We start from the raw sequence: 19,789 nt of genomic DNA, 5'->3' as shown, positions 1-19,789 counted from the left end.
GTCAGCGCCGCAGTTCGGCAGCGAACTGGCCAGCCTGCAGGTGCACCTGTGCAGGCCCGCCCCAGAACGCGCCGTGGCGGACGATCACCCGTTCATGAATGGCAGCCGCCACCGCGGCCGCCGCATTGGGCGCCCTCAACAACACGAAGCTGGCCTCGTTACCCAGGTGCAGGCCGTAATCCTGCTTGCCCATGACCGCAGCACTGGCCTCGGTCGCCATCTGCAGCGCCACCCGCAGCTCTTCGTCGGTGTTGAACCCCGAGCGGTAACCGACCAGCATCGCCCGCTGCAGCATGTCGCCATTGCCATACGGCCACCAGGCATCCTGGATGTTGTCGTTGCCGGTGAACACCTGCACACCCCCGGCGCGCAAGCGCAGCACCGGCGGAAAGGCACGGTCGCCCGGGGCATTGGTCATGATCGAGATACCTGCGCCCGCCAACGCTTCGGCGGTGTGGTCGACCACCGCGTCGGTGACGTCGCCCAGGCCGTAGGCGTGGCTGACCGCAACCAGGCCTTGCATGCCCAGGGCCTGGGTGCGCGCGGCAATGCGCTGAAGTTGGGCGATGCAGATATCGCCGGGTTCATGCAGGTGGATATCGACTTTAACGCCATGCCGCTCAGCGATGCCGAAGACGATATCCAGCTGGGCGTCAGCGTCGCCGTCCAAGGTGGTGGGGTCGATGCCGCCAACCACCTGAGCCCCTTCGCCGATAGCGGCCTCCATGACCTGGGCGGTGCCAGGGCTGGTGACCACGCCGGCCTGGGGGAAGGCCACCAGCTCGATGTCGAGCAGGTGTTTCCAGTTGTCTCGGGCTTCGAGCATGGCGTGCAGGTGACTCAGGCCCGTGGTGGCGTCCACGTCCACATGGCAACGCATGGCCAAGGTGCCGTACGCAGCTGCCTGACGCATCAGCGCGTCGGCGCGCTCGATGATGGGCGGTGCGCTTGCCAGCTCACGTTTTTCCACGGCCAGGCGCTCGCGCAGGCTGGCGACAGGTTGGTGCGGGCGCCAGCGATCACCCACGAAGCTCTTGTCCAGGTGAATGTGGCCATCAACGAAACCCGGCAATACCAGCAAGCCTTCCAGGTCGATCGTTTCGCGGGCCGGGGTGCCGGCGCGCTGCGCGCCAATGTGGCTGATGCGGCCGTTGCTGACGGCAATGTGCAGGGGCAGGCCATCGGCATCGATGGCATTGATGAACTCACGGTCGTTCATGGAACTGGCCTTTTCTACTGGGGCTTGGTGGCTTGCCACGGTAAGGCGGATGAGCGCTTGCCTCCAATTAATTAATAGGATCAAGGCCAGTGGAATTGTGGATGCGGGGCAGCGTCAGCCGGCCGCAGGGGATCGTTGTGCGGGCCCCCAGGCCGCGCTTTTCAGCCCGGCAGGCTTCACCGGCTGGGGGCACCGCGTGGGTATTCTTACTGCAAGGTGTTTGGTTTGAGGTCATCTGGCAACTGCTGCAGAGCCGCCTCCAGTTGCGCGATAGACTGGGCAAGTTGATCAGCTTCCTGGTGTTTGCCCGCACTTCTCAGGCGGTCCCGCTCAATGCGCAGGTTCAGCAGGTTTTTCTGCAGTTTCAGGGCTGAAGCGTTGAAAGGGTCCATGGGCTTCTCACACTGTGGGCTTCCGTGCCGTTGTAGGAAACATGGACCGTAGCAGCTCGAATTACCTCTAGAAACTGATGTTTCATACAGGAAAATCTGGTGTTCGCGGTATTTCCTACATTGAGCGGTAAATTTTCCTACAAGATGCATTTCTGTATATGTCGCCACGTGCCGTCTGGCATCCGGTATCCGCTGGGTTGGGCCGGTTCTCCCTCGGCAGGCCCACTGCGCAGGGCTCGATCAGCTTTGGAAATGTTATGTTGCACTTACCTTGCACAGCCAGCAGGTGCCGGGCCTTCAGCGACCTGCGCGGGACCTACCCCGGGCCGGTGCAACTTCTGCAAAACAGGGGCTGTCACAATGCTCTGCATGCCGCAGGAAACACCGTGGCATTTGGTATGTATCATTGCCGTTGTCGCCCCATACATGCGCCGATGACGGGCGGTATCTGCCGCCTGAGCCTGGCGCGAAGGTTTTCCGGCCAAGGAGAGGCCCATGCACTACGTCGTGATCGAATCCCACCGCAGTGAGTACCCGCGGCCTATCCGCTTTGCCAAAGGCACTTTGCTGGAGATTGGCCCGCGCTATGAAGGCGAGCCTGGCTGGCAGGACTGGTATTTGTGCAGTTGCACCGGCCAGGAGCCCGGCTGGGTGCCCGCGCAGCTGATTGAACGGCTCAGCGTTTGCCAGGGGCGGGCGCTCGATCATTACTGTGCGCACGAACTGGACGCCGACCCGGGGCAACTGGTGCAGATGGTGCGGCCGCTCAATGGGTGGCTGTGGTGTCGGCGCCATGGCAACGGCGAGCTGGGCTGGTTACCGGCAGAGAAGCTTCAGCAATTGGGCTGAGGGGCGCCCCAACGCTGCCACGTGTCGTGCGCTGCATCTGATACGCTTTTTTTGCACCAACCTGAATCTGTAACCGTATCAGCCCAGGCCCGACAATACGCCCATTCCCGCTTCACAACTGTCGAGGTTCCAATGGGCAAGCTGGCGCTGTTCCTGGGGGGTTTTCTGCTACTCACTATTCTGATCGGTCTACTTGGCACCATTCCGCCAAGCTGAGGGTGATCGGTTTTTTCTGCGCGGCCCGTCTACCTCAAGCTCGGGCCCAATTTCCTGGCAAATGGCCACTATTCCCTTCGTCAGCATCGCTGGACCAGCGGTCGCTGCATGGCATTTTCAAGCATTAATACCTCGTGTAGTCTCCCGCCGCCGCTCATTCGGGTCGGCCTTTTCCGCTGGGAGTCGACACATTAATGGAATGCAAGAAAGGCGCCTGCGCCGCGCTGGAGTGGCGTAGCCGTTTCCTCGCCGAGGGCACGTTGGATGAGCAGGGTTACGAGCAGGCGCTGCGCAATGCACAAGCGCTGGAGCAGGCTGGGGATATCAGCACGTCAGAGTGGATCGAGCTGGTAAAGCTGGCCAATGCGGCATTGCTGGGTGTGGGATAAGTCATTCTTTGCGTTGGGAAATCTGTCCACAAAAAACGTGGGTAGGTCTGTGGATAAAGTGCTGTAAGCCATGCCGGTGGCGGGCTCTGTTAAATTGAGCAGAAATTGAACAGCCTTTTCGAAGGGCTGTTCATGGCGCCCGGCCGGCCTGGCGCAGCGCTATCAGCAAGTCGCGCACCCGGGCGGGCAGCTCGCCAGCCGGGTATACCGCGTGCATCTGCGGGTCCTGGCCAGTGCTGGAGGTCAGGCGGTATGGCGCGCATACCCGCACCAGGCGCCCGGCCTTGACCTGCGCCTCGCCTACCCAGGCTGCCAGGCGCGCGATACCGGCACCCGCCAGGGCGCCGTGGTACACCGCAGTACCCGAGGCCAGGCGCAACCGCGGCCTGGGCCGCACGCTGGTGATCTGGCCATCGCGGCAAAAGTGCCAGGCTTTGAGGATGCGCGGTGCGGTATGCAGGATAAGCGAGTGGCCTTCCAGCTGTTCGGGATGCGCCGGCGTACCGGCCAAGGCCAGGTACGCCGGGCTCGCATACAAGTGCCGCTGGTAGGGCCAAAGCGGGTAGCCGATCAGTTCGCTGGACTGCGGGAAGGCGCCGCGTACTGCGAAATCCAACTTGCCCAGCAGTGGGTCGAGCGCTTCGTCGCTGTACTGCACATCCAGCGTGACTTGGGGGTGGCGACGGGAAAAATCCGCGAGCACCTGGGGCAACAGGTGTTCGGCCAACAGTTGCGGCACGGCGAAGCGGATCCAGCCTTGTGCGTTCCCGCTGAGCGCAGCCAGTTCGTCGGCTGCATCACGTTGCACATCCAGCAAGCGCTCGGCGTGCGGCAGCAAGCGTTCGCCCGCTGCGGTCAGGGTGACCGCATTGGCGTTGCGGTTCAGCAACTTGCTCCCGGCGTTGTCTTCCAGGGTTTGCACCGCGCGTGTAACCGCGCTGTGCGAACGCCCTAACGCCCGGGCCGCGGCGACAAAACTGCGCTTGTGCGCGACGCTGACGAACGCCTGAATTTCCCGCAGCATGTCCAATGCCATGCGCTGCTCCTTGTTGCAGTTTTCGCAATATGGCATTTCAACACAGCCACGCCCTTTTGGTTAGCCTTGCACCTGTACCCACTGCCTGGAACCGCGTCATGATGGATATCGCTGTACTTTCTGTATTCGCCTTTGCCGCCGGCCTGATCGATGCGGCCGTGGGCGGCGGCGGCTTGATCCAGATTCCCGCGTTGTTCAACGTGCTACCCACCGCGCAACCGGCGGCATTGCTAGGCAGCAACAAGCTGGCTTCGGTGTGTGGCACGGCCTTCGCAGCGCGTTCGTTCATCCGCAAGGTCACGTTGGACTGGGGCTTGATCGTGCCCGCGGCGGTCAGCGCCTTTGTCATGTCGTTCGCCGGTGCTGCCACGGTGTCGCTGCTGCCACCGGGGGTAATGCGCCCGGCGGTGTTGGTGCTGATCGTGCTGATGGCGGTGTACACGTTCTGCAAGAAAGACTTCGGCACCCTGCACAAACCGGCCCTGATCGGCCGCAAGGAGCAATGCCTGGCAGTGCTGATCGGTGGGGCGATCGGTTTCTACGATGGCCTGTTCGGCCCTGGCACCGGCAGCTTCCTGATCTTCCTGTTCATCCGCTTCTTCGCCCTGGATTTCCTGCACGCATCGGCCTCGGCCAAAGTCGTGAACATTGCCACCAACCTGGCGGCGCTGGTGTTTTTCGTGCCGTCGGGCAACGTGCTGTACGCCATTGCCCTGCCCATGGCCCTGTGCAATATCCTTGGCGCGTTGACTGGCACCTGGCTGGCCGTGCGCAAGGGCGCGGGCTTCGTTCGCGGGCTGTTCCTGGTGCTGTTGTGCGTGCTGGTCGCCAAGCTGTCGTGGGATGTGTTCGTCGGCTGACTCACACCACCTGGCGCTGCGGGTCGGCATGCTCCACACAGTTGCGGCCGTGGGCCTTGGCCCGGTACAGCGCCTGGTCGGCGCTGGCCAGCAGCAGGTCCAGGCTGGGTGACGGCATGTGCGCTTCGCAGCCGGCCACGCCAATGCTGACCGTAATTTGCAGGCATTTGTCGCCCTGGACCACGTGCAGGTCCTGCACGGCACGGCGCAGCCGTTCGGCGGCGAACGTGGCCCGCTCGGGCGCAAGGCCTGGCATCACCACGACGAACTCCTCGCCGCCCAGGCGGGCAAACAGTTCATTGTTGTGCAACTGGTCTTGCAGGGCGCCGGCGAACTGGCGCAACACCTGGTCGCCCACGGCATGGCCATGGGCGTCGTTGATCGACTTGAAATGGTCGATGTCCAGCATCATCAGGGTCAGTGGCAGTGCCTGGGCCTGCTGCCGGCTGTCCAGCAGCGCGTTCGCGCGGCGGGTGAAGGCGCTGCGGGAGAGCGCGCCGGTGAGGTGGTCGATGGTGGCCTGGTGGGCCAGGCGGGCCATGAGGCTGCGGTTGGCCTGGCTGACGCAGGCCACCACCAGCGGCCCGAGCACCAGCATGGCAATGCCCAGGCGCGCGGACAACAGTGTCGTCACCCCCGGCGCACTTTGCGGCACGCTGAAATGCATGAGGTTTTGTGCCACGGCCACGATCAGCGTACTCCCAGCGGTAAGCGCCAGCAGCGACACCAGAAACGGCGAGTAGGTCCAGGCACACCACAGCAGTGCGGCGATGGGGAAGGCGATGGCGCCAGGGCCGCCGAAGGCAATGCTGAACGCCAGTGAGGCCAGCAGCCCCAGCAGCGGTGCCAGCCGTACAGGCTGCGCGCCACCGCGTATAAGGGCTCGCATCGAGGGTGCAGTGAGCAGCACGGGCAGGATCAGCACGCTGGTCGAGAACTGTTCGCTGAACCACGCCCGCCAGGTGGCGCCAAGGGACTGTTCAAACCAGGGCGCGGCCATGGCTGCTGCCATGCTGGCCGCGACCACGGCGCCGGCGGCACAGGCGGCGAACACGCTGAGTACACCCTGGGGGGTGCGCAAGCGCCGGTGCACACGGGGCAGGCGCGATAGCAGCAGCCAGAGAGTGACCACGAGACCCAGGTTGCACAGGTTGAACCACAGTGCGGGCAGCCAGGCGCTTCCGCACAGCAGGTCGGCGCCGACCATGGCCAGCCACACCAGGCTGAAGCCGGCCAGCGTGGCTTGGCGCGGGTGCCGCAGCAACACGCCGGCCAGTACCGCATTCACAGGCCAGAACAATGACAGGGACTCGATCGGGCGCGCAAGAATGCCGCCCAAGGTAAGGCCGAAGGTCAGGCATATCAGAGCAACGTAAGGCAACAGGCGCGATGGGGCTGGGAAAACCATGGGCTCGACCGGCAAGCGGAGACGAAATCCAGGACAACGCCTTGTAGCACCTGGGACTTTGCTCGGCAGTGTGTTTCGTCATGGCAGTTGATGTCAATCTGCCGCGGCCGGTCGTAATAATGCCAAATTGCCGCTAATGCTTGGCGTTTTTACTGCAGGCCGAAGAACCACGGCACCATCAGCACGGTGACCAGCATCACCAGCACGGTGAACGGCACACCGATCTTGACGAAATCGGCGAAGCGGTATTGGCCCGGGCCCAGCACCAAGGTGTTGACCGGCGAAGACACCGGCGTCATGAACGCCGCCGATGCAGCCAGCGCCACGGTCATGGCAAACGGGTAGGGCGACATGCCCAACTGCGCCGCCGTGCTGACCGCAACGGGTGCCATCAGCACGGCCGTGGCGGTGTTGGAGATGAACAGGCCGATCACCGCGGTAACCGCAAACAGGCAGGCCAGAATGGCACTGGGGCCGGCTCCGCCCAGCACGCTGACCAGGCCGCCCACGGCCAGGTCGATGCCGCCGGTTTTCTGCAGTGCCTGGGCAAATGGCAGCATGCCCACGATCAGCACCAGGCTTTGCCAGTGGATGGCGCGGTAGGCGCTGTTCATGTCGATGCAACGGCCTGCGCCCATCAGCAGGCAGCCGATCAGCGCGGCGATGACATTAGGTACCACGCCGCTGACCATCAGCCCCACCATGACTGCCAGGCTCAGCAACGCCTGCGGTGCGCGAGTGCGGGCTGGTGCTACCTGGTCGATCTCTGCAGGCAGGCTCAGTACCAGGAAGTCCTTGGGTTTGCCCTGCAGCAGGCGCACAGCCTTCCACGGGCCGACCACCAGCAGGGTGTCGCCAAGGCGCAGCTTTTCTTCTACCAACTGGTCTTCAATCGCCGCTTGCTCGCGGCGCAGGCCGACCACGTTGAGGTCATAGCGGGTACGGAACGCCAGTTCAAGGATGCTTTTACCGATCAGCTGCGAGCCAGGCGGCAGCGACACCTCGGCCATGCCCAGTTCCTGGGATTGGTCGATGAAATAAGCCGCCTTGAAGTGCAGGGGCTCCAGTTGCATGGTCTGGCACAGGCTACGCAGGTTGTCATGGTTGGCGAACAGGTCGAGCAGCAGCACGTCGCCCTGGTGCAGCACCGTGTTGGAATCGGCGGTGATGACCCGGGTGGTGAACTTGTGCTGGCGCTCGATACCGATCACGTTGGCGCCATGCCGCGTACGCAGTTCCAGTTCGCCAAGGGTATGGCCGATCAGCGGTGAGTGTGGGCGAATACGCAGGCGCCGCTCTCGCCCGTTGAGCTTGTAGTCCAGTACCAGGTCCAGCAGGGTGCGGCGGCTTTCCACGCGGCCGTCCTTGCGCACTTCGCCATTGAGCCAGTTGCGGGTCAGCAGCATGTAGCCGACACCCAGCACCAGCACCACCAGGCCGAAGGGGGTGAAACTGAAGAAGCTGAAGCCGGCGTGGCCATGGCGTACCAGCTCGCTGTGCACCACTACGTTGGGTGGCGTGGCGACCAGGCTGAGCATGCCGCTGATCAGGCCGGCGAAGGCCAGCGGCATCATCAGGCGGCTGGGCGAGAGCTGCAGGCGCGCGGCAATGCTCAGCACCACCGGGATGAAAATGGCGACCACGCCTGTGGAACTCATGATAGAGCCCAGGCCGGCTACTGCCACCATCAGCAGCACCAGCAGGCGCGCCTCGCTGTTGCCGGCCCGCTCGCTCATCCACTCGCCAATGCGGTAGGCAATGCCGGTGCGGACCAAGCCCTCGCCGATCACGAACAAGGCAGCGATCAGCACCACATTGGGGTCGCTGAAGCCGGCCAGTGCCTGCTCCACGCTGAGGATGCCCAGCAGCGGCAGGGCAAGGATCACCATCAGCGCAACCACGTCCATGCGTGGGCGGTTGATGACGAACAGGACAATGACGATGGCCAGCAGGCCAAGCACCCAAAGCAACTCTTGGTTCATGGGGAGGGGGTGTTCCTTCACACAGGGGCACGTTAGACAGTAGCAGTCAGTGTGCCAGCTTGCGGTGAAGGGGGTGTTGATGTACTGCAGGGTTTAAGGCCGCTGCTGCCGATCGGCGTCAGCGGCCCCGTCCAGCTCGGCTGGTCAGTGACGGTGCCGGCGGTGCTTCTTGCCGCCACGGTCGTCGTCGCCCAGATGGTTGCCCAAGGCGCCCCCGGCGGCGCCACCCAGGCCTGCGCCTACGGTCGAGCCGGTCTGCCCGCCAACTGCACCGCCCAGCAATGAGCCGCCCGCCGAGCCCAGGCCGCCGCCCAGCGCCGCTTCGGTACGGTTGCCCTTGCGAGCCCCTACCGCACTGCCTGCTGCGCCGCCAACGCCAGCACCAATGGCTGCGCCGGTCTTGCCGCCTAATTGCTGACCAACCACATTACCCAGTACGCCACCCAGGCCACCGCCGATGGCGGCAGTACCATCACCGGCGAAAGCGCCTTGGCACAGCAGCAGGCCAAGGGCAACGGAAGGCAGAGTCAGACGCATGATATGAACCTCGAAAATTTCACCAGGTTAAGGTGCCGCCTGAACGGCGGCGAGCCGGGGCTGTAGCCGCTTCGGCGTTAGTAGCGGTCGCCGCGGTATTGACGGTCGTCATCGTCGCGGTCATGCCGGTGGTGGCGATGGTCACGGTCGCGATTACGCCAGCCATCGTCGTCATGGTAGCGATGGCTGTGGCAACCTGCAGTCAGCAGTACAACAGCAACCAGCGAAAGGCTTGCAAGACGGTTTGTCACGAGATAGGTCCTTGATCCACTAAGGTTTACCGCACACTTTCTGAGACCCGGATCGATCCATTTGGTTTCCTGGGCGGGCAAAAATTTGTGCTATCCACGATCTTCCACGTGCTTCTCGGTTGCTGTTCTGTCCCGTACGGTCATGGCCGGGCGCCCGTGGCGGCTCTAGACTGCACGGTAAGCCGCAGCCAAGACGGCATTCTGCCACTCAGTGAATCATGATGATCGCGCATACCCCTACCTTGTTCGCCGCTGTTGCTTTGGTTGCCACCATCCTGGCGTTCTGCCTGTTGCTGGTCGGGCACGGCAACCGCCGCGACAACCTGATGCTCACCGGTTGCGGGTTGCTGGTGCACGCGCTGGCTTACGTCTGCTACACCCTTTACGCCCAGGCCCCCTTGTGGCTCAGCTACAGGCTGGGCAACAGCCTGCTTTCGCTGGCGCTGGCCTTCTATACGGCCAGCTTGTTCCGTGTGCGCGAGCGGGTAGTGCCCTGGCGGGTCATTTTCATCATCCCGGCGTTCATGCTGGTGGGGTTGATGCTGCTGCTCGATACCCTGGAGCCGCGCATGTTGCTGGCGACCCTGGTGCTGATGTTGCAATGTGCGCTGATCCTTTATTGGGCATGGCGCCATGGCGAACGACCGGGCAAAGCGCACCTGCTGCTGGAGATCGGTGCGCTGATCAGCCTGGTGGGCCTGGGCATGCGGGTGGTTGCGGTGGCCAATGGCACGGCTGTGGAAATGCGCTATGACACCAGCAACCTGAAACAGAGCATCTCGGTAGCCATTGGCACCGTGACGGTGATGATGTATTCGATCGGGCTGGTGCTGATGGCCAAGGAGCGCAGTGAATCGCGCCTGCAGCACCTGGCCTTGCATGATGTGCTCACCGGTACCCTCAACCGTCGGGCGATTCTCGAGCGCTTTGCCAGCGAACTGGACCGCGCCCGTGGGCAGCAGGTGAGCCTTGCGGTGGCGATGATCGATATCGACCATTTCAAGCGCATCAACGACTTGTATGGGCACTTGGCCGGTGACGAAGTGTTGTGCCATTGCGTACGCCAGTTGCAGCAACGCCTGCGCCAGGGCGATAGCCTCGGGCGTTACGGTGGAGAGGAGTTTCTGTTGCTGCTGCCTGCTACCGACCGCGCCGGGGCCCTGGCTGCCGTGCAAGGGCTGCGCGAGGCCATTGCGCGCAGCCCGGCCCGGTTTGCCGGTGACCACATCGAGCTACGTTTCAGCGTTGGCCTGTGGTGCGGTGTGCCGGGGAGCAAAGACAGCACCGCCAGCCTGTTGGCGCAGGCCGATGCGGCGCTTTACCAGGCCAAGGCCGCCGGGCGCGACACCGTGCACATGGTGGCGCTGGACGCAGCGGGTTGAATCAGGACGCAGGCTGAATGGCCAGCACCACGCCGTTGGTAATCTGTATCAGCACATAGTGATCGCCCATGCGCACCCAGTGGCTTTCCTTCTCAGGTTGTGGCAGGCCCTTGGCTTTCCAGTTCTTGATGGCTTCCTCGTCACGCTTGTACTGGTCTGGCGCTTTGTCACCGACCTTCAGCTCGCGGTTGTGGGTTTCCGGGGCGGTGACGCTTTCTTCGCTCGAGGGGGCAGCGGTGGCAGCCAACGGCAGGCAGGGCAGGGCGGCGAACAGTAGATAGTGCAGTTTCATGGCAATGTCCTTATGACGGCTTGTATTGTCTGCGACAGCGGAATACGCGTGACAATTCACTCGCGCTGCGTGCCAATGCTAGAGTCGCTTCTTTTTCAAACCCCCGAGGATGGAACATGCGTGCGATTCTGCCGATGGCTGCGGCGCTGATGCTGGTTGGTTGTGCTGCTGCGACCATGGACACTGCCCGCGGCGGCAGGCCGACGGCGCAGCTCGACTCGCAGAAGGCGCCAGAGCTGGTGGCCCAGTGCATTCAGTACAGCTGGCAGGAAGAGAGGGTGTTCGGTGACGATGCCAGTGGCTACCTGCAACCGCGCAAGCAGGGCGGCTTGACGGTGTATACCCGTGAAGCCGAAGCGTTCGTGGACGTGTACCCGCAGGCCGGTGGCACGCGGGTCGACTACTACGCGCAGAAGCACGACGGCGTGGCGCTGCAGCGCCGGGCAGCGGCAGCGACCTGCTTGTAAGGGTATTTGGCTACCCTTTGGCGGACAGAGACAGCTGGTTTACATTTTTTTGCAAGGTAGTTCTGTCGGCCAGTGAGCGCGGCGTCTAGCATCAACTGCTCGCATTCAAGGAAGACACCATGGACCATTCCCTGCAACTCAACCGTGCCAGTTGGGATGAACGCGCCCCGCTGCATGCTGCCTCGAAGGACTACGCAATCGAACAGCTCGTCCGCGACCGCGACCGGCTGTCCGACACCGTGCGTTTTGATTTGCCATTGTTGGGCGATATCGACGGCCTTGATGTGATCCACCTGCAGTGCCACATCGGCACCGACACCCTCTCCCTGGCCCGCCTTGGCGCACAGGTGTGCGGGTTGGACTATTCTGCCGCTTCGTTGGCCGAGGCCAGGGTGTTGGCAGCACGCTGCAGAACGTCTATCGAGTATGTCGAGTCTGATGTTTACGCGGCTGACAAGGCGCTGCCAGGGCGCACCTTCGATCTGGTCTACACCGGGATTGGCGCGCTCTGCTGGCTGCCTCGCATCGAGCCCTGGGCCCGTACCGTCGCGGCCTTGCTGAAACCGGGCGGGCGGCTGTTCCTGCGCGATGGCCACCCCATGCTGATGGCTGTCAACGAGGACCACCAGGACCGCTTGCAGCTCGAATATCCCTATTTCGAGCAGCATGAGCCAACGGTGTGGCATAGCGACCAGACTTACGTCGAAACCGATCAGCGGCTGGCCCACAGCGAAACCCACGAATGGAACCACGGTCTTGGCGAGGTGATCAGTGCCTTGCTGAGCCACGGCCTGCACCTGACCACGCTGGTCGAGCACCAGAGCATCCCCTGGGAGGCGCTGCCAGGGCAGATGATCAAGGGCGACGACGGCGAGTATCGCCTTCGCGAACAGCCCGCACGCCTGCCCCTGAGCTATACCCTGGTGGCGGTCAAAGCCTGATCAGGACAGGAAACCACCGTCGACGTTCAGCGCGGTGCCGGTGGTATAGCTGGAGGCATCGCTGGCCAGGTAGAGCACCGCGCCGGCCATCTCCTTGGGGTCGGCCACGCGTTTGAGGGGGATCTGCTGCAAGGCCGCGTTGAGAATGGCATCGTTCTTCACCAGCGCCGAGGCGAACTTGGTGTCCGTCAGGCCCGGCAGCAGGGCGTTGCAGCGGATACCGAACTGGGCGCACTCCTTGGCGAACACTTTGGTCATGTTGATGACCGCTGCCTTGGTTACCGAATAGATACCCTGGAACAGGCCTGGCGAAACCCCGTTGATCGAGGCCACGTTGATGATGCTGCCGCCGCCATGCTCGCGCATCAGCTTGCCGGCCTCGACCGACATGAAGAAGTAACCGCGGATGTTGACGTCCACGGTTTTCTGAAAGGCGCCCGGGTCGGTGTCCAGCACGTTGCAGAATTGCGGGTTGGTGGCGGCGTTGTTGACCAGCACGTCCAGGCGCCCGAACTGCTCGCGGATGCCGGCAAACACGTGCTGGATCTGCTCCAGTTCACCGATGTGGCAGGCCACCGCCGTAGCCTTGCCACCTGCAGCGGTGATGGCGTCCGCCACTTGCTGGCAGCCCTCCAGCTTGCGGCTGGAAACGATCACGTGGGCACCTTGCTGCGCCAGCAAGTGCGCAATGGCCTCGCCAATGCCACGGCTAGCGCCGGAAACGAAGGCAATCTTGCCATCGAGGTCGAACAGGTGGGTCTTGGGCATGCTGTTTTCCTTGTGATCCGTGGTGGGCGGGGCTCAAAGGCTGGACTTGGCGATGACCTGCAGGGTCATCTGTTCCAGCAAGCGGTTCATGTGGATGAACTGGGCGAAGCGCTTGTCCTGGGTCTGGCCGTGGTAGTAGCGGTAGTAGATCTGCTGGACGATGCCGGCCAGGCGGAACAGGCCGTAGCAGTAGTAGAAATCGAAGTTTTCCAGGCGAATTCCGGCCCGCTCGGCGTAGTAGTCAACGAACTGCCGACGGCTGAGCATCCCTGGTGCATTGCTGGGTTGGCGGCGCATGAGTTGCACTGGGGCCGGGTCACCGGCTTCGATCCAGTAGGCGAGGCTGTTGCCCAGGTCCATCAAAGGGTCACCCAGGGTGGCCATTTCCCAATCCAGTACACCGATGATGCGCATAGGGTTGTCCGCGTCGAGGATCACGTTGTCGAAGCGGTAATCGTTGTGCACGATGCCGGGCCGCGGGTGGTCGGCGGGCATTTTCTCGTGCAGCCAGGCGGTCACGTGTTGCCAGTGCGGCGCATCCGGTGTCAGGGCCTTCTCGTAACGGTTGGTCCAGCCTTCTACCTGGCGCTGCACGTAGCCTTCCGGCTTGCCCAGGTCGGCCAGGCCGCAGGCGCTGTAGTCCACCTGGTGCAGTTCGACCAGCCGATCGATGAAGCTTTTGCACAAGGTTTCGGTGCGCTCGGCATCCAGCTTGAGTTCAGCCGGAATGTCCGAGCGCAGGATGACGCCCTTGACCCGTTCCATCACATAGAATTCGCTGCCGATCAGGCTGGTGTCGGTGCAGTGTACGTAGGCCTTTGGGCAGTACGGGAAGCCGCTGTTCAGTTGGTTGAGGATGCGGAACTCGCGGCCCATGTCGTGGGCGGACTTGGCCTTCTGGCCGAACGGCGGGCGGCGCAGCACCAGGTCGCGACCAGGGTAGCTGACCAGGTAGGTGAGGTTGGAAGCGCCGCCCGGAAACTGGCTGATGCTGGGCTGGCCATCAAGGCCGGCGATGTTGGCCTTCAGATAAGGATCGATGACGCCCGCGTCGAGCTCTTCGCCGGGGCGTGCCTGGGTGGACTGGTCGGTGAGCGTCATGCGTTTTCCTTATTCTCGATCGCAGGAACTATTGGCTAATCTAATGGCCTGCCCGTTATGGAACAAGCGTCCCAGGTGCGTAATAGGTGGGGGTGTTGCTGTACGATCAGCTGCCTTGATGCAGCCATTGATGGGTGGTGCAGGCAAAAAAAAACCGAAGCCGGTCAGGCTTCGGTTTTCGATCATGCGCTGTTCCCGGCCTTCAGGATGGGAACAGTTCGCTCAACTTCATCGACAACATCATGTCGCCTTCTACGCGCAGCTTGCCGCCCATGAAGGCCTGCATGCCGTCGGTTTCGCCACTGACGATGCCCTTCAGGGTTTCGCTGTCCATCACCAGGGTGCAGTTGGCATCCGGGTTTTCACCTTCCTGCAGTGCGCAGGTGCCGTCCTTGACGATCAGTGCGTAGTGCTTGTCTTCATCGGTGATGTTGAAGCCGAACACCAGGTCCAGGCCGGCGGCAGCGGATGGGTTGAACTTCTCTTGCATCTTTTTGACGGCATCAGCTACGGAGGTCATGGCGCATTCCTTATTGAGTGATTTACACGTCCCCGCAGGGACATAACTAGCCGGCTTTATCGGTAAGTGACAAGCTCCGGCGCCCTCAACAGCTGCACATGGGCCTGGCTGTTGAAGGAAGCCAACGCCACGTCGCGGCCGCGAAACTTCAGCTGGCTGAGCGACGTGTTGATGATCTGCCAGTTCAGCGCGAACGCCTGGCTGGGGGTGATACGGGTCACCAGGTGGAGCAGGGCAGCAATGGTGCCCCCCGAGGTGAAGATAGCGATGTTGTCGCCGCTGCCGGCTGCATCCAGCACGCGTTGCAGGCCGGCGTGCACACGGCCGGTGAAGGCCTGCCAGGTTTCCAGGTCATCGTCGCCGTGCTCGCCATCGTGCCAGCGCTGCACCATCAGTGCGAACAGGCGCTGGAACTCGCTGCGGTGCTCGGCACCGTTGCGCAGCACCTGCAGCGCATCGGGCTCTGCCGGCAGCAGCCCAGGCAGCATGGCCCGGATAACACCGTCGGCATCGAACTCGTTGAACGCCACGTCGGTCTCTACAGCGGGTACCGGGCAACCCGTGGTGTGCAAGGCCTGCAGCGCCAGGCGCGCGGTGTCCTGCTGGCGGCGCAGGTCCCCAGCTACGCAGCGGTCCAGCCGCACGCCGAGTTGGGCCAGGTGTTCGCCCAGCGCCAGGCTCTGACGTTCGCCCACTGGCGAAAGTACGTCGTAGTCAGCGGCACCGAAAGAGGCTTGGCCGTGTCGGATCAGGTAGAGGTTGCCCACGGAAGGTTCCGGCCTGTAGGAGGTTGCTGCGAGGTTAGGACGCGGCACTGAGGCTGTCAACGAAAAACATACAAGCGTTTGAAAAGGTTGTTTGAAAGATGTTGCCAGCGTTTGCGTACGCTGGCAGCACGCCAGATGCACCGGTATGCTTGCAACAGTTACGCGCCGTGATGGCGCTGGTATTTAAGGAGTCAACGTGGAGTTTCTTGCCGAATACGCAAGCTTTCTCGCCAAAACCGCCACCCTGGTCATCGCCATTCTGGTGGTGTTATCGGCCATCGCCGGGCTGCGTGGCAAAGGGCGGCGCAAATCGGGTGGACAGTTGCAGGTCACCCGTCTGAACGAGTTCTACAAGGACCTGCGCGAGCGCCTGGAATCCGGCTTGCTCGACAAGGCCCAGCTAAAGGCGCTGCGCAAGCAGCAGGCCAAGGCGGAGAAACAACAGAAGAAGGGCAAAGGCAAGGCCGACGAGCAGGGCCGCGTGTTCGTCCTGGACTTCGATGGCGACATCAAGGCCTCGGCCACTGAAAGCCTGCGCAATGAAATCACTGCGCTGCTGACCCTCGCCACCGCACGCGATGAAGTGGTACTGCGCCTGGAAAGCGGCGGTGGTCTGGTGCACAGCTACGGTCTGGCCGCCTCCCAGCTGGCGCGCATTCGCCAGGCAGGCATCCCGCTGACCGTGTGCATCGACAAGGTGGCTGCCAGCGGTGGTTACATGATGGCCTGTATCGGCGACAAGATCGTCAGTGCGCCATTCGCCGTACTGGGTTCGATCGGCGTGGTGGCGCAATTGCCCAACGTCAATCGCTTGCTGAAGAAACACGACATCGATTTCGAGGTGCTGACCGCTGGCGAATACAAGCGCACCTTGACCGTATTCGGCGAAAACACCGAGAAAGGCCGGGAGAAGTTCCAGGAAGACCTCGACATCACCCACCAGTTGTTCAAGGACTTCGTTGCCCGCTATCGCCCGCAATTGCACATTGACGAAGTGGCTACCGGTGAAGTGTGGCTAGGTGTGGCGGCCCTGAACCGCCAGTTGGTGGATACCTTGCAGACCAGCGACGAGTACCTGAGCGAACGTGCCCGCAACGCCAACCTGTTCCACCTGCACTATGCCGAGCGTAAAAGCCTGCAGGAGCGAATCGGCGTGGCAGCCAGTGGCGCGGTAGAGAACACCTTGGTGGGTTTGTGGAGTAAACTCGGCCGCCTGCGCTAACACCTTGAACCCGTTGAAATTTTTTTTCGTTGAGGGGGTTGCAAGGTTAAAAGAATGAAGACATAATGGCGCCCATCGAAACGCAGCGAATTTTGAAAAAGGTTCAGTGTTTCAAGGGGATAGCAAAGCGCAAGCTGCTATGTCCGACTTTGAGGCCGAGTAGCAAAGTGGTTATGCTCCGGATTGCAAATCCGTCTACGCCGGTTCGATTCCGACCTCGGCCTCCACCATTCGAAAGCCCCGCAGATTAACGTCTGCGGGGTTTTTATTTGCGCGCTAGAAAATACCGAAGTCCCAAAACTATTTGATGCCAGTCCCAAAACTTCATCATTTGGAAGGCTTGGCGATGGCTCCGACTCGACGGTAAACGCGCTCGGTAATTCCCTCTTTCGAGTGGCCGAGCAGTACGCTTGCATCGCTCAGGTCGTTTATCTCCGAGGCTGCCTTCGGTCGGATGTCGCGGAACTGGAATTGGGCGATTCGATTGGCCAGGTCCGGTTTCTTCTCGACCTCGGCTTTCACCCTTGCGTCCTCGCGGGCGTCTGCCCATCGATTGCGCAACATTGGCCAACTCATGCGCTTGCCGTGCTCGTTGACGATGAAGAACGGCGATAGGTGGTCGCTGGTCCTGCGCATGATCCGCTCGAGCAGCAGGCCCAGGCTGTTCTTCACTCCATCCACTTCCAGCACGATCCTCAATCGCTTGCCGGTCTTGCCCTGGCTGACCAGCAGGTAGATTCCCTCCACATCGTCTTTCCGCATGGACAGTACGTCCGATGGCCGTTGGCCCGTCAGGTACGCCAAGTCCATCGCATCCTTCAGCTCCGGTGGAGCCTCCTCGTACACCGCCTCCCACACCGTTTCGTTGGCGTAGAAGTCGCGCGGTTTCTCCTTGTTCTTCCTTACGCCTAGGCATGGGTTATCCCGGGTGGTCAGCCCCCATTCCCTCGCAGTGTTGAAGACGTGGGAGAGCAGGGCGATTTCCCTGTTTGCCCTGGTCTTCGCCGACCGCGAGTCTCGGTATTGCGCGATCATGGCTGGGGTGATGGCGTCGATCGGAGCCGAGTCGAACACAGTGCGCAGCTGCTTGAGCTCGTAGATGTTGTCCTTTTGGGTCCTGGCGGCCTTGCCCGGGATGATCTTCAGCAGGTACTCGTCGAAGATCCCCTTCATGGTGGTCAGTTCTTTCGGTACCGACTTGGCCTCGAGCTCCGCCCACTTCAGCTTGGCCTTCACCAAGTCATTGCCGAGGAAGATGTCCTTGCCCGACTTGTCCCGGTAGTACAGGGCCTCCCACACCTTTCCATTGGGTTTTTGTCTCTTGCGGCGATACATGCCTGGTGGCAGGTCGCGATTCTCGGTCTTCCGTGGGCGCATTTCACTTCACTCGGGAAAAATCAGGGGTCCAGGCGGGCTCTGGTGGAGGCGCTGTTGCGACCGGCACGGTGTCGATCACCATGCCGCTGAGCTTCTGGCGGGCGTACTGGCGGCCCACCAGTGGCCGGCCGCCGCGGCTCTCGACGAAGTGCCAGCCTTTTTCTGTGAGCCAGCGGCGCTGCCACGCCCGGGGTTTGTAACCGGTGATCGCCACCAGCTCTTCGTCCGAAAGGATCTCGGTTTCCATGGGATGGTCTCCACGCCGCCGGTGGCGGCAGGTCGGTGTTTAAGTGGTCGCCTTGGCGGCTTTTGCGTGGCCGACGCAAACCCGTAGTGGTTCACCGCGTTCGTCGAGGTCGGCGTGGCACATGAAGCCCTTGCGGTCGTGCGCCATGAACTCTGCGTCGCTGGTGGTGATGGGCGACTGATTGGCGATGGATCCCAGGCGATAGGCGCAGCCTTGGCATGCGCCGGCCGGGTCGCACTTGCTTGCGATCTGCACGCCTTGGCAGGCTCCGAGGATGGTCGGCAAGTTCACACTGTCGAACTTGTCGGGGTGAACGCCGCACTCATGGATGAGGACCATGTCACTCATCTCTGCACAATTGGCAGCAACAGAGTTGGCCATGCCAATAAACTGAGCAAACATCTCGGCGAGCTTCGCCGCACCGTGCTCTCGCCATAGGGCTTTCACCATGGTGCGGCGCATATCCAGGCCATGCTGGCTGATACCGGCGATGATCAGCGCGTCCGCTGGCGACATGCTGTAGTCGGTGTTTTCGGGCATAGGTCATCCTCGCCCGGCGGTCGCTACCACCGGGCTTTGTTGGCGTCGCGTTGATTACTTGGTGAGTTCGTGGCCGAACGGCACGCGGAAACCGGAGGCGTTTCGGTGGCCGCCACCGCCGTACTGTTTAGCGATCTCCGACACATCCAGCCCCTCGTCGGTGCTGCGCAGGCTGAATACGCGGCCATCTGGCGTATCCCAGTAGCACGCGGCGAACGCTTCGCCTTGAGCCATCAGGTGCCCGGCGTCACTGGTGAGCGTGTACGGCAGGCTGGCCACGGGCACATCGTGACCGCCGATGACCAGGCGGCGCTTCATCACGGCAACCAGCTCGGCAATATCCTTGTGGTGCTTGCGCTCGATCGCGGCGCCGTCCGAGCGGAGGGTTTCCACATCGGCCGCCATCAGCTTGTCCCAGACTTCGAAGTCGTATGGGTAGCTGAACAGGTTCGCCTGGATTTCGCGGGTGCCGTCCAGCTTGAACAGCCAGAGGTCGCGGTCCTCGATGTGGCGCAGCAGCATGGGCGGCTCTTGCCCGGGGAAGAAGTGGTCCCAGGCCAGCATGGCGCCGCTGCGGTTCATATCGAAGCAGCAGGCGATGGCCGGTGCGTTCTGCATTTGCATGAAGCTGTGAGCGCTTTCCCAGCCCAGCGCGACCGTGCCGTCGGCGTGCCGGCCATCGAGCCGAACGCCTGCATGGAAGGGCGGGAACTTGCCCAGGTCCTCGGCCGCCGACTTGTGATGATCCAGGATGATGATGCTGTGGGCCTTCCAGCTCATCCTCGCCATGACTTCGTACTTGTAGCTGAAGTCGACGATGATAACGTCCTTGCCCTCAACGTCTGGCGGCTCTTGGCCGTAGACACCGGCGACAAACTCGACCTGGTCGCCCAGGGCTTTGCGGACAACCCAGGCGGCACCGAAGCCGTCAGCACAGTTGCCGTGGTAGATGCACATCGTTTTGCGTTCAGACATAGAGTTTCCTTACCCGCACGGCAGATGGCGGGCATTTGATTAATGGCAGGG

Annotated in this window: 23 protein-coding genes and 1 tRNA gene; 8 read left to right on the top strand and 16 right to left on the bottom strand. The window is 62.3% G+C overall.

From position 1 onward, the window contains the following. Position 1: 1 nt before the first annotated feature. Entirely contained in the window at positions 2-1,219 is a 1,218-nt protein-coding gene (locus DMX12_RS08520) for an amidohydrolase family protein (protein ID WP_110677129.1), read from the bottom strand. Between the two features lie 206 nt (positions 1,220-1,425). Beyond that, positions 1,426-1,611, bottom strand: coding sequence for a hypothetical protein (locus DMX12_RS08515; RefSeq protein ID WP_110677127.1), 186 nt, complete (start codon positions 1,609-1,611; stop codon positions 1,426-1,428). Between the two features lie 495 nt (positions 1,612-2,106). Here DMX12_RS08515 and DMX12_RS08510 point away from each other — a divergent pair, with 495 nt between their 5' ends. Then, positions 2,107-2,460: an SH3 domain-containing protein gene (locus DMX12_RS08510; RefSeq protein ID WP_029885003.1), complete on the top strand. Its 354-nt coding sequence runs from the start codon at positions 2,107-2,109 to the stop codon at positions 2,458-2,460. 410 nt (positions 2,461-2,870) lie between these two features. Further along, complete coding sequence (locus tag DMX12_RS08505) at positions 2,871-3,065, top strand: hypothetical protein (protein ID WP_029885002.1); 195 nt, start codon at positions 2,871-2,873, stop codon at positions 3,063-3,065. A gap of 130 nt (positions 3,066-3,195) precedes the next feature. Here the strand turns inward: DMX12_RS08505 and DMX12_RS08500 are convergent, their stop codons facing one another. Next, positions 3,196-4,101 (bottom strand): LysR family transcriptional regulator, encoded by a 906-nt coding sequence (locus DMX12_RS08500; protein WP_110677125.1) that lies wholly within the window; start codon positions 4,099-4,101, stop codon positions 3,196-3,198. A gap of 98 nt (positions 4,102-4,199) precedes the next feature. Here DMX12_RS08500 and DMX12_RS08495 point away from each other — a divergent pair, with 98 nt between their 5' ends. Continuing rightward, positions 4,200-4,961: a TSUP family transporter gene (locus DMX12_RS08495; RefSeq protein ID WP_110677123.1), complete on the top strand. Its 762-nt coding sequence runs from the start codon at positions 4,200-4,202 to the stop codon at positions 4,959-4,961. Position 4,962: 1 nt separating this feature from the next. Here DMX12_RS08495 and DMX12_RS08490 read toward each other — a convergent pair whose 3' ends face one another. From DMX12_RS08490 to DMX12_RS29450, 4 genes are all read right to left on the bottom strand, one after another. Beyond that, a complete protein-coding gene (locus DMX12_RS08490; protein ID WP_110677121.1) occupies positions 4,963-6,384 on the bottom strand; it encodes a GGDEF domain-containing protein in 1,422 nt (473 codons plus the stop codon). 134 nt (positions 6,385-6,518) lie between these two features. Then, positions 6,519-8,351 (bottom strand): SLC13 family permease, encoded by a 1,833-nt coding sequence (locus tag DMX12_RS08485; protein WP_029884999.1) that lies wholly within the window; start codon positions 8,349-8,351, stop codon positions 6,519-6,521. 144 nt (positions 8,352-8,495) lie between these two features. Beyond that, positions 8,496-8,888, bottom strand: a complete 393-nt coding sequence (locus tag DMX12_RS08480) for a glycine zipper domain-containing protein (protein ID WP_009682112.1) — start codon at positions 8,886-8,888, stop codon at positions 8,496-8,498. 77 nt (positions 8,889-8,965) lie between these two features. After that, positions 8,966-9,139 carry a hypothetical protein gene (locus DMX12_RS29450; protein ID WP_177411252.1) on the bottom strand — a complete coding sequence of 58 codons (174 nt, stop codon included), beginning with the start codon at positions 9,137-9,139 and terminating at the stop codon, positions 8,966-8,968. 221 nt (positions 9,140-9,360) lie between these two features. Between DMX12_RS29450 and DMX12_RS08475 the strand changes: the two genes are divergently transcribed. After that, the gene (locus DMX12_RS08475; protein WP_110677119.1) at positions 9,361-10,521 is read left to right on the top strand and encodes a GGDEF domain-containing protein; all 1,161 of its coding nucleotides are present in this window, start codon (positions 9,361-9,363) and stop codon (positions 10,519-10,521) included. A gap of 1 nt (position 10,522) precedes the next feature. On the opposite strand, the gene DMX12_RS08470 is transcribed toward DMX12_RS08475, so the two are convergent. Then, a complete protein-coding gene (locus DMX12_RS08470; protein ID WP_009682115.1) occupies positions 10,523-10,813 on the bottom strand; it encodes an RcnB family protein in 291 nt (96 codons plus the stop codon). Between the two features lie 116 nt (positions 10,814-10,929). On the opposite strand from DMX12_RS08470, the gene DMX12_RS08465 reads away from it, so the two are divergent. Both DMX12_RS08465 and DMX12_RS08460 read left to right on the top strand, forming a co-directional pair. Further along, the gene (locus DMX12_RS08465; RefSeq protein WP_110677117.1) at positions 10,930-11,280 is read left to right on the top strand and encodes a hypothetical protein; all 351 of its coding nucleotides are present in this window, start codon (positions 10,930-10,932) and stop codon (positions 11,278-11,280) included. 119 nt (positions 11,281-11,399) lie between these two features. Continuing rightward, a complete protein-coding gene (locus DMX12_RS08460; protein WP_110677114.1) occupies positions 11,400-12,221 on the top strand; it encodes a bifunctional 2-polyprenyl-6-hydroxyphenol methylase/3-demethylubiquinol 3-O-methyltransferase UbiG in 822 nt (273 codons plus the stop codon). Here the strand turns inward: DMX12_RS08460 and DMX12_RS08455 are convergent, their stop codons facing one another. The 4 genes from DMX12_RS08455 to DMX12_RS08440 form a co-directional block, all read right to left on the bottom strand. After that, entirely contained in the window at positions 12,222-12,989 is a 768-nt protein-coding gene (locus DMX12_RS08455) for an SDR family oxidoreductase (protein ID WP_054913018.1), read from the bottom strand. A 33-nt stretch (positions 12,990-13,022) separates the two neighbouring features. Further along, a complete protein-coding gene (locus DMX12_RS08450) occupies positions 13,023-14,090 on the bottom strand; it encodes a phosphotransferase family protein (protein WP_009682120.1) in 1,068 nt (355 codons plus the stop codon). Between the two features lie 202 nt (positions 14,091-14,292). Continuing rightward, positions 14,293-14,610 (bottom strand): SCP2 sterol-binding domain-containing protein, encoded by a 318-nt coding sequence (locus DMX12_RS08445; RefSeq protein ID WP_028633561.1) that lies wholly within the window; start codon positions 14,608-14,610, stop codon positions 14,293-14,295. A gap of 56 nt (positions 14,611-14,666) precedes the next feature. Then, positions 14,667-15,377 carry a histidine phosphatase family protein gene (locus DMX12_RS08440; protein WP_110677112.1) on the bottom strand — a complete coding sequence of 237 codons (711 nt, stop codon included), beginning with the start codon at positions 15,375-15,377 and terminating at the stop codon, positions 14,667-14,669. Between the two features lie 196 nt (positions 15,378-15,573). Here DMX12_RS08440 and sohB point away from each other — a divergent pair, with 196 nt between their 5' ends. Beyond that, complete coding sequence (gene sohB / locus DMX12_RS08435; RefSeq protein WP_009682123.1) at positions 15,574-16,599, top strand: protease SohB; 1,026 nt, start codon at positions 15,574-15,576, stop codon at positions 16,597-16,599. A gap of 153 nt (positions 16,600-16,752) precedes the next feature. After that, positions 16,753-16,826: transfer RNA gene (locus DMX12_RS08430), tRNA-Cys, on the top strand. Between the two features lie 100 nt (positions 16,827-16,926). On the opposite strand, the gene DMX12_RS08425 is transcribed toward DMX12_RS08430, so the two are convergent. From DMX12_RS08425 to DMX12_RS08410, 4 genes are read right to left on the bottom strand one after another with little or no spacing between them, the layout of a single operon-like run. Next, entirely contained in the window at positions 16,927-17,976 is a 1,050-nt protein-coding gene (locus tag DMX12_RS08425) for a site-specific integrase (RefSeq protein WP_110677110.1), read from the bottom strand. Between the two features lies 1 nt (position 17,977). Then, on the bottom strand, positions 17,978-18,223 hold the full coding sequence (locus DMX12_RS08420; RefSeq protein WP_110677108.1) for a DUF4224 domain-containing protein: 246 nt from the start codon (positions 18,221-18,223) through the stop codon (positions 17,978-17,980). Positions 18,224-18,262: 39 nt separating this feature from the next. Next, on the bottom strand, positions 18,263-18,763 hold the full coding sequence (locus DMX12_RS08415; RefSeq protein ID WP_110677106.1) for a hypothetical protein: 501 nt from the start codon (positions 18,761-18,763) through the stop codon (positions 18,263-18,265). Between the two features lie 54 nt (positions 18,764-18,817). Further along, the gene (locus tag DMX12_RS08410; protein ID WP_256598408.1) at positions 18,818-19,738 is read right to left on the bottom strand and encodes a DHHA1 domain-containing protein; all 921 of its coding nucleotides are present in this window, start codon (positions 19,736-19,738) and stop codon (positions 18,818-18,820) included. Between the last annotated feature and the right edge of the window lie 51 nt (positions 19,739-19,789).

This window comes from Pseudomonas sp. MB-090624, assembly GCF_003205245.1.
Lineage (GTDB): Bacteria > Pseudomonadota > Gammaproteobacteria > Pseudomonadales > Pseudomonadaceae > Aquipseudomonas > Aquipseudomonas juntendi.
Note: the sequence above shows the minus strand (reverse complement) of the source record. Positions and strands in the feature narration are given on the sequence as shown.

Coding starts and splice junctions, on each gene's coding strand:
- DMX12_RS08500 (WP_110677125.1), bottom strand. CDS start 4,101: ATGGCATTGGACATGCTGCGGGAAATTCAGGCGTTCGTCAGCGTCGCG.
- DMX12_RS08475 (WP_110677119.1), top strand. CDS start 9,361: ATGATCGCGCATACCCCTACCTTGTTCGCCGCTGTTGCTTTGGTTGCC.
- DMX12_RS08455 (WP_054913018.1), bottom strand. CDS start 12,989: ATGCCCAAGACCCACCTGTTCGACCTCGATGGCAAGATTGCCTTCGTT.
- DMX12_RS08445 (WP_028633561.1), bottom strand. CDS start 14,610: ATGACCTCCGTAGCTGATGCCGTCAAAAAGATGCAAGAGAAGTTCAAC.
- DMX12_RS08450 (WP_009682120.1), bottom strand. CDS start 14,090: ATGACGCTCACCGACCAGTCCACCCAGGCACGCCCCGGCGAAGAGCTC.
- DMX12_RS08480 (WP_009682112.1), bottom strand. CDS start 8,888: ATGCGTCTGACTCTGCCTTCCGTTGCCCTTGGCCTGCTGCTGTGCCAA.
- DMX12_RS08515 (WP_110677127.1), bottom strand. CDS start 1,611: ATGGACCCTTTCAACGCTTCAGCCCTGAAACTGCAGAAAAACCTGCTG.
- DMX12_RS08520 (WP_110677129.1), bottom strand. CDS start 1,219: ATGAACGACCGTGAGTTCATCAATGCCATCGATGCCGATGGCCTGCCC.
- DMX12_RS08465 (WP_110677117.1), top strand. CDS start 10,930: ATGCGTGCGATTCTGCCGATGGCTGCGGCGCTGATGCTGGTTGGTTGT.
- DMX12_RS08495 (WP_110677123.1), top strand. CDS start 4,200: ATGATGGATATCGCTGTACTTTCTGTATTCGCCTTTGCCGCCGGCCTG.
- DMX12_RS08410 (WP_256598408.1), bottom strand. CDS start 19,738: ATGTCTGAACGCAAAACGATGTGCATCTACCACGGCAACTGTGCTGAC.
- DMX12_RS08470 (WP_009682115.1), bottom strand. CDS start 10,813: ATGAAACTGCACTATCTACTGTTCGCCGCCCTGCCCTGCCTGCCGTTG.
- DMX12_RS08415 (WP_110677106.1), bottom strand. CDS start 18,763: ATGCCCGAAAACACCGACTACAGCATGTCGCCAGCGGACGCGCTGATC.
- DMX12_RS08505 (WP_029885002.1), top strand. CDS start 2,871: ATGGAATGCAAGAAAGGCGCCTGCGCCGCGCTGGAGTGGCGTAGCCGT.
- DMX12_RS08420 (WP_110677108.1), bottom strand. CDS start 18,223: ATGGAAACCGAGATCCTTTCGGACGAAGAGCTGGTGGCGATCACCGGT.
- DMX12_RS08510 (WP_029885003.1), top strand. CDS start 2,107: ATGCACTACGTCGTGATCGAATCCCACCGCAGTGAGTACCCGCGGCCT.
- DMX12_RS08460 (WP_110677114.1), top strand. CDS start 11,400: ATGGACCATTCCCTGCAACTCAACCGTGCCAGTTGGGATGAACGCGCC.
- DMX12_RS08485 (WP_029884999.1), bottom strand. CDS start 8,351: ATGAACCAAGAGTTGCTTTGGGTGCTTGGCCTGCTGGCCATCGTCATT.
- DMX12_RS08425 (WP_110677110.1), bottom strand. CDS start 17,976: ATGCGCCCACGGAAGACCGAGAATCGCGACCTGCCACCAGGCATGTAT.